Origin of the sequence: Clostridium sp. cel8 (assembly GCF_014050525.1) — a bacterium.
GTDB lineage: Bacteria > Bacillota > Clostridia > Clostridiales > Clostridiaceae > Clostridium_B.
Map to the genome: position 1 here is coordinate 101,869 of NZ_JACGAG010000005.1, position 12,804 is coordinate 114,672.

Here is a 12,804-nt window from a genome sequence, read left to right on the forward strand (position 1 = left end):
TTAAAATGAGTCAAGGTAAAGTGTACCTTATAGGAGCAGGTCCAGGTGATGAAGAACTTTTAACTTTGAAGGCCATAAGAAAGTTAAAAGAGTGTAATTTAGTTATGTATGACAGACTTGCAGGAAGTCAGATATTGAACTATATAAATGAAGATTGCAAGGTGTATTACTGTGGTAAGCAGCCAAATTGTCATTATAAAACTCAAGATGAGATAAACGATATGCTTGTAAAATTTGCAAAAGAAGGATATACAGTAGGAAGAATTAAAGGTGGAGATCCATATATATTTGGAAGAGGAGGGGAAGAAGTACTTTCACTTTCAAAAGAAAATATTGATTTTGAAGTTATACCAGGTATAACATCTTTTATTTCAGTTTTAAATTATGCAGGAATACCTGTTACTCATAGAAATATTGCACAGGGATTTCACGTTTTTACAGGAAAAGCGGCAAAAAATCTCAATATTAACTGGAAATCTGCTGCAACAATTGGAGGAACTCTTGTATTTTTAATGGGATTTTCAAGTCTTAATACTATAGCAAATAAGTTAATTGAAAATGGAATGGATAAAAACACCCCTTCTGCAGTTGTAATGAGAGGGACTACATCAAAACAGAGAAAAGTAATTTCAACTCTTGAAAATATATACGAAGAATGTAAAAATGCGGGGTTGAGTTCTCCTTGTATATTTGTAATAGGTGAAGTTGTTAAATTTAACAATGTGTTTAATTGGTATGAAAAAAAGCCTCTGTTTGGAAAAAATGTATGTATTACAAGGTCAAAAAATCAATCAAAGTCAATGAGGGAAAAACTTATTGAACTTGGAGCACAAGTTACGGAAATCCATTCTATAAAGATTAAATACACAAGTGAAAATATATTAAAGTATATAGATAAATTGCCTAATTATGACTACATAGTATTTACTAGTGTAAATGGAGTAGAGAGCTTTTTTAACAGGCTTTTAAATGAAAATTATGACATTAGAAATATAAAGGCAAAGTTTGCTGTAATAGGACCTGCAACTTATGATGCAGTGAAAAAGAGAGGAATTATACCATGTATAGTTGCATCTAAATTTGTAGCAGAAAGTTTGTACTCTGAGATGAAAAAATTTATACATAAAGGAAATAAAATACTTGTACCAAGATCTAAAAATTCAAGGCCTTATCTAGTAGAAAAACTCAGAGAGTCAGGGTGCATTGTAGATGAATGTTATACTTATGAAACTCTTTGTGGTGATATAAATGAAGCTGTGAACTTTGATGATGTGGATATAGTTGTATTTACAAGTCCAACTACAGTTAGAAATATGGTGTCAATTGTGGGAATAGATAAACTACAGAAAAAATCAGCTATAGCAATAGGACCTATAACAGGCAAAGAACTTGATAAATATAACATAAAATATAAAATGTCTGACACATATACTACAGATGGAATTATAAATAAGATGCTTGAGAAATAAAACTAAAGATTTTAAAGGGAGGTAATTTTTATGTTTAGAAGACATAGAAGATTAAGACAAAATAGTGTAATAAGGGATATGGTTAGTGAAACAACTTTAAATAGAAGTGATTTCATATATCCTATATTTGTGGTTGAAGGTGAAAATATAAAAGAAGCTATACCATCTCTTGATGGTAACTATCACTATTCAATAGATAGGCTTTCGGAAGTTGTAGATGAAATAAAGGAAGCAGGAGTAAAAAGTGTAATACTATTTGGAATACCTGATCACAAAGATGAAATAGGATCTTCTGCATTTTGTGAAAATGGAATTATTCAAAAGGCAATAAAAAAGTTAAAGAGCCTCTATCCTGAGCTATTTGTAATAACTGATGTATGTATGTGCGAGTACACAGATCATGGACACTGTGGAATATTACACGATCATGAAGTTGACAATGATGAAACTATAAAATATATAGCGAAAATAGCAGTTTCACATGCAAAAGCAGGAGCGGATATGGTTGCACCTTCTGATATGATGGACGGAAGAGTAGGGGAAATAAGAAAGGAATTAGATAAAAATGGATATAAAAATGTATCTATAATGGCATATAGTGCAAAATATTGTTCGGCGTTTTATGGACCATTTAGAGATGCAGCAAACTCAAGTCCTAAGTTTGGTAACAGAAAGGGATATCAGATGGATCCAAGAAATGTAAGAGAAGCAATGCTTGAGATAGAAGATGACATAAAAGAAGGTGCGGATATAATAATGGTAAAGCCTGCCATGCCATACCTTGATGTTATAAGGCTAGCAAGAGATAAATTTGATGTTCCAATTGCAGCTTACAATGTAAGTGGAGAATTTGCAATGGTTAAAGCAGCTGCAAAAGCAGGACTTATAGATGAAAAGGCAGTTGCAACTGAAATGCTAACTTCAATAAAAAGAGCAGGTGCAAAAATGATAATAACGTATTATGCTCTTGACATATGCAGGTGGATAAAAGAAGAAATTTAATGTAGAGGTTGATTTTATGAAAAGTGTTATTATAGCATCAGAAAGTAGTGGAAGTGGAAAGACTACAGCTACAATTGGGCTTATGGCAGCACTTGTAAAAAAAGGGCTAAAAGTTCAAGGTTACAAGGTAGGTCCCGATTATATAGATACTGCGTTTCATGAGAAGGTTACAGGAAAGGCATCTAGAAATTTAGATATATTTTTAATGGGAGAACATGGAATTAAGGCATCTTATATGAGAGGAAACGGAGATGTTGGAATAATAGAAGGTGTTATGGGACTTTACGATGGAAAGGGAATAGACTCAAAATATTCTACAGCACATGTATCTAAAGTTCTTGGGATTCCAGTAGTACTTGTTATGAGTTCCAAGGGAAGAAGTGCTACAATTTGCGCTGAAATAAATGGAATGATTGATTTTGGAAATATAAATATAGTAGGTGTAATATTTAATAACATAAGTGAAAGTTACTATAAGCTTCTAAAGGCTTCTGTAGAGAAAAACTGTAATGTAGAAGTATTTGGGTATATTCCAAAAGACAATAGAATTTCCCTTGAAAGTAGACATCTGGGGCTTGTCCAAAGCAGTGAAGTCGAAGATTTAAACTCTAAAATAGATATTTTATCTGATATGGTATTAGAAAATATAAATGTAGATAGGATGATGAAATATTTTAAAGAAGCAAACTATGCAAAAGATGAATTTCACATTGAAAATAAAAATTTAAAAATAGCTGTGGCATTTGATAAAGCTTTTTCATTCTATTATAAAGAAAATCTGGAAATTTTAAAAGAGGCTGGAGAAGTTGTGTTTTTTAGTCCTCTTCATGATAAAAAATTACCGGAAGATATAGATTTTCTTTATATAGGAGGGGGATATCCAGAAATATTTATAAAAGAGCTTTCTGAAAACAAGTCAATGCTATCTGACATAAAAAACAAGTTAAATTTAGGATTAAGGTGTTATGCAGAGTGTGGAGGACTAATGTATCTTATGGATACTGTAGAGGATTTTTCAGGAGGTGGAAATTTCAATTCTGTTGGATTTTTTACTGGAAGTGTTCACATGACTAAAAAACTGCAAAATTTTGGCTATGCAAATATAAAAGTATCAAAGGAAAACAATGTGTTAAAACAGGGACTTAGTATAAACTGTCATGAATTTCACAAATCCTATATTGAGTCAGATGAAAATAGGATATATGAAGTTACAAAAGAGATGTACAATGGAAAAACAAAAATGTGGAAATGTGGTTATACAAAGAAAAATACACTTGCATCTTATGCACATGTTCACTTTTTTGGAAACTTAGATTTTATTAAAGATATGCTAGATTTTAAGTAAATAGAGAAGGGGATTGGGTTTATGAAATTATTAAATGATACATTGAAGGCTATACATGGAAGAGATGAAGAGGCTGTAAAAAGTGCATGGAATAGAATTGACAATTTAAGTAAACCTATAGGCAGTCTTGGGGAAGTTGAAAAAATAGGTGCAAAGATGTCAGGTATAACAGGAAAGGTTTTCAACAAGATAAACAAGAAAAATATTATAATAATGTGCTCGGACAATGGAATATGGGAAGAGGGAATTAGCAGTTGCACTCAAGAGCTCACTGTAACTGTTACAAACAATATAATTAGAGGTACTACAGGAGTATGTGTGCTTTCAGATTTTTATGGATGTGATAAGACTGTAATTGATATAGGAATAAAACAAGATGTGAAAATACCAGGACTTATAAATAAAAAGATAGCATATGGAACAAAAAATATGACTAAAGGTCCTGCTATGACAAGAGATGAGGCAATAAGAGCAATTGAAGTTGGAATTGAAGCTGTAGATGAGCTTGTTAAAAAAGGATATGACATGTTTGGAACAGGAGAGATGGGAGTTTGTAATACTGCAACTAGTTCAGCGGTGTTAAGTGCACTTACAGGACTTGCACCAAGTTTAGTTGTAGGAAAGGGCTCTGGAATAACTGACAAACAGCTGGAAGCTAAAAGAAAGGCTGTAGAAAGGTCAATTTCTATAAATAAACCCAATAAAGATGATGTAATAGATGTACTTTCAAAAGTAGGAGGATTTGATATTTGTGGAATGTGCGGATGCTTTTTAGGTGCTGCAAAAAATAGAGTCCCAATAGTAATTGATGGATTGATATCTTCTACAGCGGCACTGTGTGCTGTAAAGTTGAATGAACATGTTAAAGATTTTATATTTCCATCTCATCTTTCTGCAGAACCTGGGGCAAAGTATTTAATGGAAGAACTATCAGTAAAACCTATGCTTAATTTAGATATGAGGCTTGGTGAAGGTTCTGGATGTCCTTTTGCATTTAGTATAATAGAAGCTTCTCTATATGCTTTAAACAATATGGCAACTTTTGAAGATTCAAATACACAAGATGAGCATCTTATAGATATAAGAGAAGACCGTTAGTAAGTGATTATATATTATGAGTAATTGGAGGTAAAAATAGATTATGGTTGAATATAAAAAGGTACCTATGGATATTGAAAAGAGAAGTTTTGAAATAATAAGTGAAGAAATGGGACCTCATAATTTTACAGATGATGAACTTCCTATAGTAAAAAGAGTGATACATACTACTGCAGATTTTGGATATAAGGATATAATTTATATAAGAAAAGGAGCTATAGAAGCTGCTTTAAATCTTTTAAAGTCAGGAGTTACAATTTATACTGATACAAATATGGCTATGGCAGGAATTAATAAAAGGGCTTTAAGTAAACTGAATTGTAAGGTTGAATGTTTTGTATCTAGAGAGGATGTAGCAAAGACTGCTAAGGAGAAAGGTATAACTCGTTCAATGGCAGCAGTTGAAATAGCGGCAAGAGAGGGTGTAGAGTTTTTCGTATTTGGAAATGCACCTACTGCACTTTTTAAACTTAAAGATCTTACACTTAAAAATATTGCACATCCAAAATTTATAGTTGGAGCTCCTGTAGGATTTGTAGGTGCTGCAGAGTCAAAGGAAGAAATAGAAAAAATTAATATTCCAATGATAACTATAAGAGGAAGAAGAGGAGGCAGTAACGTAGCTGCAGCTATAGTAAATGCACTAATGTACATGATAGTTAAAAGGTAGGTTAAAGAAATTTTATTTCTACTTTGAGGTGATGTAATGCTGGATATGTATGTAAATTATGAAGGTAAGAAATTGAGATGCGGATATACAACAGGTTCCTGTGCAGCAGCAGCTGCAAAAGCTGCAGTGACGATGCTTTATTTTAATGAAGATTGTAGTGATATAAAAATAGATACACCTGCAGGTATAGAACTTGTAATTCCCATAGAAAAAGTAAATAAGAGAGAAAACTATGTGGAGTGCTGTGTTATAAAAGATGGTGGAGATGATCCGGATGACACAGATGGAATTGAAATATGGGCAAGAGCTGTTAAAACTGGGGATAAATACAGTTTAAAAGGTGGAATCGGAGTTGGAGTAGTTCAGGCAAAAGGTCTTTATGTAGGTGTTGGAGAGCCAGCTATAAATCCTGTTCCAAGACAGATGATAGAAAAAGAAGTCAAAAATGTACTGCCAAAGGGATGTGGAGTGGAAGTTACAATATTTGTCCCAGAAGGAGAAAAAGTTGCAAAGAAAACTTTTAATCCAAGGCTTAATATAATTGGAGGAATTTCAATACTTGGAACTACAGGCATAGTTAAGCCAATGTCTGAATCATCACTTATAGAGTCAATTGAAATTGAAATTGCTCAAAAAGCATCACTAGGGACTAAAAATATAACTTTGGTATTTGGAAGTATGGGAGAAGATGTAGCGGAAAAGCTTGGATTAGACAGACGGGAAATGGTTATAATATCTAATTATGTTGGTAAGTCACTTGCAATGTGTGTAGGTGAAGGAATAGAGCATGTTACATTAGTAGGTCATATTGGAAAAATGTCAAAGATAGCCATGGGGTGCTTTAACACACACAGTCGTGTGTGTGATGGAAGGCTTGAGGCTATGGCTCTTGAACTTGCGCTTATGGGAAAAGATACAGAACTTGTAAGAAAAATATACAATCAAAAGACTACAGAAGGTGCTGTAAATTATCTTGGAGAGGGATATGAAGAATTGTATAGAAGACTTGGCACGAAAATATTAAAAAAGATAAAACAGTATATGCATGGAAATATTGAAGTTGATGTAGTAATTTATTCAATGGAAAAAGGAGTATTGTACAATTCTCTTGCAAGTTAATATTAAAGTAATATTAGAAAGGATGGCTTTTACATGTGCGAAGTTTTTGTAGTTGGAATAGGGCCTGGAGATAGAGATTATATTCTTCCAAAGGCAGTTAAGGTTATGAATAGGTCAGATGTAGTATTAGGGTTTAAAAGGGCACTTTCAAGCATTGATTTTATAGATGTACCCAAAATGGAAGTTAATAAGTTAAAAGAGATAATATCAATTATAAACTCCAAAGATTATAAAGTTGTTTCAATTGTAGCTTCAGGAGATCCTATGTTTTATGGAATAGCAGAATATCTAGGCAAAAACTATAGTGGAAATATAGAAGTAGTTCCAGGAATAAGTTCTTTTCAGTATATGATGTCTAAAATCGGGAAAAGCTGGCAAAATGCATATCTTGGAAGTCTGCATGGAAGAGATATGAACATTATAGATACAGTAAAGCAGAATAAAATTTCAATATGGCTTACAGACGATAATAATTCTCCTAATAGAATATGTAGTATATTGTTTGAAAATAAAATAGAATCTAAGGTATATATAGGAGAAAATCTTTCCTATGAAAATGAATCTATAACTTCAGGATATCCAGATAGGCTTAAAAATCTAAAATTTAGCGGATTGTCTGTAGTTGTAATAGAAAATTTAGATATTCAATAAAAACTTATTTAACTAATTTAAGGAAAGGATGTATTTATGTATATATCAGATAGTGAGTTTATAAGGGGAGAATGCCCTATGACAAAAGAAGAAATAAGGATATTAAGTACTGCGAAGATGAATTTGAAAGAGGACTCAAGAGTACTTGATATAGGTGCAGGTACTGGGTCAATGAGCATACAAATGGCAAAGCTATGTAAAAAGGGTGAAGTTATAGCTATAGAAATGGATTCTACGGCACTAGATCTTATAAATCGAAATAAAATAAAATTTAAAGCAGATAATTTAACAGTAGTAGCAGGAGATGCTCTTGAAGTTGAAAAAAGCATAACACCTTATTTTGATGGAATATTTGTAGGTGGAAGTAAGGGAAGTATAGATAAAATAATTAAGTCCTATGATAGTAAACTAAAACCAGGTGGTAAAATGGTGCTAAATTTTATAACTCTTAGAAATTTGAATATTGCCCTGGAAACTTTAGAATCTTTAAATTACAAGATAGATTGTATACAGGTATCTGTAAGTAGAGTAAAAGGAAAGAGCCGTATGATATTTTCAAATAACAGTATATTTATTGTGACTGCTTTTAGATAATTATTAGAGGATGTGATTTACTTGAATGAAACTAATTTAAATACTGGAAAACTTTATGGAATAGGTATGGGGCCTGGGGATGAAGAGCTTATAACTCTCAAAGCTATGAATACAATAAAAAAATGTGATGTTATATTTGTGCCTTCTGCAAGAGAAGGAGGAGAGAGTACGGCACTTTCAATTGCAAAGAATTTTATTCCAAAAAATAGAGAAATTATTGTAAAACACTTCCCAATGGGAGGAAAAGACCAGAAAAGAAAGATAAAAGAGGCTTCTATTGAAATTGAAGAGAAGTTGAAAATTGGTAAAAATGTGGCGTTTTTAACTATAGGTGATCCATTTATATACAGCACATATATCTATGTTCTAGAGTATATAGATGCAAATGGATATAGTGTTGAAACAATTCCAGGAATAACATCGTTTTCTGCAGCAGCAAGTATTTCTGGGGAAACTATAGTAATTGGAAATGAAAGACTTTTAATAATTCCAGCATCCCAGATAGAAAAGATAAGAGATGAGAAATTTTTAGTTATTATGAAATTAAAGAAAAACGAGAGAGAAGTTCTAGACTTTTTAGAAGACAAGGGATTCAAATATGTATATGTTAAAAGGGCTTATAGAGAAGGACAGCAAGTACTTAGAGATAGAGATGAAATATTAAAAAACAGTGATTATATGTCACTTATAATAGCACATAGGGACTGAAAAAAGTAAAACTAGGAGGAATAAAATGAAAAATAAAGTTTATTTTATAGGTGCAGGTCCTGGAGATCCTGATTTGATAACTGTTAAAGGAAGGAAGATAATTGAAAACGCAGATGTAATTATATATGCAGGTTCTCTTGTATCAAAGGAGCACTTTAACTACTGCAAAGATGGTGTAGAACTTTATAATTCAGCTTCTATGACACTTGATCAGGTAATAGATGTTATTAAGAAAGCTTGCAGAGAAGATAAAAAAGTAGTAAGACTGCATACAGGAGATCCATCTATTTACGGTGCAATAAAAGAGCAGATGGATAGGCTCTCTGAAGCTGAAATAGACTATGAGGTAGTTCCTGGGGTAAGTTCATTTACAGCAGCAGCAGCTTCTATAAAGAGAGAATTTACTCTTCCAGGAGTTAGTCAGACTGTAATATTAACTAGAATCGCAGGGAGAACTCCAGTACCTGAAAATGAAGACCTTGAAAAACTTGCAAGTATAGGTTGCTCAATGGCACTATTCTTATCTGTGGGAATGATAGATAAAGTAGTTGAAAAACTTAGAAGAGGGTATAAGAGAAATGTTCCTGTAGCTGTAATTCAAAGGGCAAGTTGGAAAGATGAAAAATATGTGCTTGGGACTCTTGATGACATTGCAGAAAAGGTAAAAGAGGCAAATATAACTAAAACTGCTCAAATACTTGTAGGAGATTTTATAAATAGTAACTATGAAGAGAGTTTTTTATATAACAAAAATTTTTCTCATGGCTACAGAAAGGCTGAAAATGAAAATAGCACTGATTAGTGTAACAAAATCTGGAAATAAAATAGCAGATAAATTAAAAGAAAAGTATGATGTTGACTTATATTCTACAAGTAATATTAAAAACTTTAATTTAAGAAAAGTAACTAAAAACGCAATGAAAAATTACAGAGCTTTAATATTTGTGTCATCTACAGGAATTGCAGTTAGGGCAATAGCAAATTTTATAGAGTCAAAGGACAAAGACCCTGCAGTTATTGTAATAGATAGCTGTAAAAGATTTGTAATTAGCCTTTTAAGTGGACACATTGGAGGAGCAAACAAGCTTACAAATGAAATAGCAAATATGCTGGAAGCAGAACCTGTAATAACTACAGCTACAGACAACATGGGTATAATTGCACCAGATGTAATTGCAGTTAATAATGATCTTGAAATAGATAATCTTAAAATTGCAAAGAATATATCAGCTCTATTAGTTAATAGGAAAAAGGTGTACTTTAAAGATGAAGAAGGTATCATAAATTGCCCAAAGGGATATACAAGTGAAATAGACACTTCAGATGGAATTGTAGTTGTGACCAATAAAATTTCTCCATTTAATTTAAATTCAAAAAATGTTGAGTGTTTGAAATTAATAAGAAAAAACATTGTGCTTGGTATAGGATGCAAAAAAAATTTTGATGCAGAAACTATGAAAACACAAGTGATTAATGTATTAAAGGAAAAGAACATAGATAAGAGAGCTGTATGCAAGGTGGCAACTGTAGATTTAAAGGCTTCAGAAAGTGCAATTTTACATTTAAAAGATTATTTAAAGTGTAATCTTGAAATATTTTCTAGAGAAAGTATAAAAAGAGTACAACATAAATTTGAAGGAAGCGACTTCGTAGAGAAAACTATAGGTGTAAGAGGTGTATGTGAACCTTGTGCATATCTTGCAGGAGCAGTGGAATTGACAGAGAAGATGAAGTTAAATGGCATGACTTTGTGTATAGGAAAAATTAAATAATAAAATAGGAGGTGCTTTAGTTTGGGAAAACTTTATGTTGAGGGGATTGGCCCTGGAAGCCCTGAAAATATGACATTAAGGGCAGTTAGAGCAATAGAGAAAAGTGAAGTTGTAGTAGGATATACAAAATACATTGATATGATTTCACATTTGATTGAGGGAAAAGAGATTTTTTCAACTGGCATGAAAGGTGAAGTAGAAAGATGCAAAAAAGCTATTGAGCTTTCAAAAGACAAAGTAGTATCAATAATAAGTACAGGTGATGCAGGAATATATGGAATGGCAGGGCTCATATTAGAGCTTGGTAAAAATGAAAATATAGAAATAATACCAGGTGTTACAGCATCTCTATCAGCGGCATCTATAGTTGGAGCCCCACTTATGCATGATAACTGTAATATAAGTTTAAGTGATCTTATGACTCCATATGACCTTATAAAGAAGAGAGTTAAACTTGCAGCAGAAGGAGATTTTGTAATTTCACTTTACAATCCTAAAAGTCACGGAAGACCATTTTATCTTAGAGAATGTATTGATATTATAAAGATGTATAGAAGTAAGACTACACCTGTAGCTATAGTAAAAAATGCACTTAGAGAAGGCCAGTCTTTTAGTGTAACAACTCTTGAAAATTTCTCAGATGATATAGTGGATATGATGAGTATAGTTATAGTTGGAAATAGCAAAAGCTATATAGATGGACAAAAATTTATAACTCCAAGAGGGTATAAGATAAATTCATAGTCACTATACTAAATTATGTAATGATAAAGTAAGGAGGATTATTTTGTGAAAAATAAAGGTATACTTGTAGTGAGCTTTGGAACAAGTATTTTGAGTATATTAAAGTCATGTATAGAGAATACTGAAAACTCAATAAAAAGGGAATTTGAAGGCTATGAAGTGAGAAGGGCATTTACATCAGGTATGATAATAAATAAATTAAAGTCAGATTATAATTTGAATATAGATAGTGTAGATGAAGCTCTTGAAAAGATGCTTCAAGATGGTATTCTAGAAGTATATGTGCAGCCACTTCATATAATTCCTGGAGATGAATACGATAAGCTAGTTGAGGTATCAAAAAAATATAAATCTAGATTTAATAAAATTGTAGTTGGAAGACCTTTACTTTATAGAGAAGGAGATTATAAAATAGCTGCAAGTGCCCTGAAAAAACAACTACCTGAATATGGAGATAGTGAAGCGATTATCTTAATGGGACATGGAACAAGTCATCCTATAAATGCAAGTTACTCTATGCTCCAAAATATACTGCGAGATGAAGGAATGAAAAATATATTTGTATCTACAGTTGAAGGCTATCCAGTTTTAGAAAACACAATTTGTGTTTTAAAAGAGAAAAATATAAAAAGAGTTATTTTGATGCCATTTATGCTTGTAGCAGGAAATCATGTAGTTGAAGATATGTGTGGTGAAGATAAAAACTCATGGAAAAATATTCTTAAAAATATGGGATTTGAAGTTGATCTATATTTGCACGGATTAGGAGAAAATAAGGCATTTCATGAAATATACATACAACATATAAAGGATTCTATAAATGGAAATCCGCTGCTAATGGAGATGAATAAAATTTGATTGGATTAATTCTTGGAACATCAGAAGGTAGGGATATACTGTCAAGTCTAAATAAAGTTACTTGTGATATATTTATATCTACTGCTACAAAATACGGTGGAGATATTTTAAAAGATTATAAATTTGCCTGCTTAAATACTATGCCTCTTGATTATAATGGACTTATTCAAGTTATTAAAGACAAAGGCATAGATGTACTTGTAGATGCCTCACACCCTTATGCTGTTGAAATAACTAAAAATGCTGAAAAGGCATGTAAGGATTTAAATATAGAATATATAAGATATGAAAGACCATCATGTATTGAAGAGTTCAAAGATGATAAGAGAATTATTACTGTAGAAGATTATAGAGATCTATATGAAAAGATTAAATTTATTGATGGAACTATACTGAATACAACTGGAAGTAAGAATTTGGACTTTATAATGAGCATGAATTTAAAAAATAGAATAGTCCACAGAGTGCTTCCACGACCTGAAGTAATTGAAAAATGCTATAGATTAGGTGTAGGTATGGATGATATAATTGCAATAAAGGGACCTATAAGCTATGAAATGAATTGCTTATTTATAAGAGAATATGAAGCAAAGGCAGTTATTTTAAAAGACAGTGGAATAAGAGGAGGAACTTACGATAAGGTAAAAGCATGTTTAGACTGTGGAATATATGCATTTGTTATTAATAGAAAAAAGATTAAATATGACAATGTATTTTATGATATAGAAAAAATGGTAAATTATTTAGAAAAAAAATATATTTTTAGGGGATAAA

General features: G+C 31.8%; 14 protein-coding genes. All 14 read left to right on the forward strand.

All coding sequences use genetic code 11. The features are described from left to right. The first annotated feature begins 5 nt into the window (after positions 1–5). Genes cobA through H2684_RS06650 form a run of 14 tightly spaced genes read left to right on the forward strand, consistent with a single transcriptional unit; the run spans position 6 to position 12,803 of the window. Positions 6–1,469, forward strand: coding sequence for a uroporphyrinogen-III C-methyltransferase (gene cobA / locus H2684_RS06585; protein WP_182088602.1), 1,464 nt, complete (start codon positions 6–8; stop codon positions 1,467–1,469). A 30-nt stretch (positions 1,470–1,499) separates the two neighbouring features. Continuing rightward, entirely contained in the window at positions 1,500–2,471 is a 972-nt protein-coding gene (gene hemB / locus H2684_RS06590; protein ID WP_182088603.1) for a porphobilinogen synthase, read from the forward strand. Positions 2,472–2,487: 16 nt separating this feature from the next. Further along, positions 2,488–3,816: a cobyrinate a,c-diamide synthase gene (locus tag H2684_RS06595; RefSeq protein WP_182088604.1), complete on the forward strand. Its 1,329-nt coding sequence runs from the start codon at positions 2,488–2,490 to the stop codon at positions 3,814–3,816. Positions 3,817–3,837: 21 nt separating this feature from the next. Then, complete coding sequence (gene cobT, locus H2684_RS06600) at positions 3,838–4,914, forward strand: nicotinate-nucleotide--dimethylbenzimidazole phosphoribosyltransferase (RefSeq protein ID WP_182088605.1); 1,077 nt, start codon at positions 3,838–3,840, stop codon at positions 4,912–4,914. 43 nt (positions 4,915–4,957) lie between these two features. Beyond that, positions 4,958–5,584: a precorrin-8X methylmutase gene (locus H2684_RS06605; protein ID WP_182088606.1), complete on the forward strand. Its 627-nt coding sequence runs from the start codon at positions 4,958–4,960 to the stop codon at positions 5,582–5,584. A 36-nt stretch (positions 5,585–5,620) separates the two neighbouring features. Further along, positions 5,621–6,703, forward strand: a complete 1,083-nt coding sequence (cbiD, locus tag H2684_RS06610; protein ID WP_182088607.1) for a cobalt-precorrin-5B (C(1))-methyltransferase CbiD — start codon at positions 5,621–5,623, stop codon at positions 6,701–6,703. A 33-nt stretch (positions 6,704–6,736) separates the two neighbouring features. Beyond that, positions 6,737–7,354, forward strand: a complete 618-nt coding sequence (gene cbiE / locus H2684_RS06615) for a precorrin-6y C5,15-methyltransferase (decarboxylating) subunit CbiE (RefSeq protein ID WP_182088608.1) — start codon at positions 6,737–6,739, stop codon at positions 7,352–7,354. A gap of 36 nt (positions 7,355–7,390) precedes the next feature. Beyond that, the gene (cbiT, locus tag H2684_RS06620; protein ID WP_182088609.1) at positions 7,391–7,948 is read left to right on the forward strand and encodes a precorrin-6Y C5,15-methyltransferase (decarboxylating) subunit CbiT; all 558 of its coding nucleotides are present in this window, start codon (positions 7,391–7,393) and stop codon (positions 7,946–7,948) included. Between the two features lie 21 nt (positions 7,949–7,969). After that, entirely contained in the window at positions 7,970–8,656 is a 687-nt protein-coding gene (locus H2684_RS06625) for a cobalt-factor II C(20)-methyltransferase (protein ID WP_279286871.1), read from the forward strand. Between the two features lie 25 nt (positions 8,657–8,681). After that, positions 8,682–9,458, forward strand: coding sequence for a precorrin-4 C(11)-methyltransferase (gene cobM, locus H2684_RS06630; RefSeq protein WP_182088610.1), 777 nt, complete (start codon positions 8,682–8,684; stop codon positions 9,456–9,458). Next, on the forward strand, positions 9,439–10,428 hold the full coding sequence (cbiG, locus tag H2684_RS06635; protein ID WP_182088660.1) for a cobalt-precorrin 5A hydrolase: 990 nt from the start codon (positions 9,439–9,441) through the stop codon (positions 10,426–10,428). Before cobM ends, cbiG begins: the two co-directional genes overlap by 20 nt. 21 nt (positions 10,429–10,449) lie before the next feature. Further along, complete coding sequence (gene cobJ / locus H2684_RS06640) at positions 10,450–11,172, forward strand: precorrin-3B C(17)-methyltransferase (protein ID WP_182088611.1); 723 nt, start codon at positions 10,450–10,452, stop codon at positions 11,170–11,172. A 45-nt stretch (positions 11,173–11,217) separates the two neighbouring features. Continuing rightward, a complete protein-coding gene (locus tag H2684_RS06645) occupies positions 11,218–12,030 on the forward strand; it encodes a sirohydrochlorin cobaltochelatase (RefSeq protein ID WP_182088612.1) in 813 nt (270 codons plus the stop codon). Next, positions 12,027–12,803, forward strand: a complete 777-nt coding sequence (locus H2684_RS06650; RefSeq protein WP_182088613.1) for a cobalt-precorrin-6A reductase — start codon at positions 12,027–12,029, stop codon at positions 12,801–12,803. Before H2684_RS06645 ends, H2684_RS06650 begins: the two co-directional genes overlap by 4 nt. The last annotated feature ends 1 nt before the right edge of the window (position 12,804 follow it).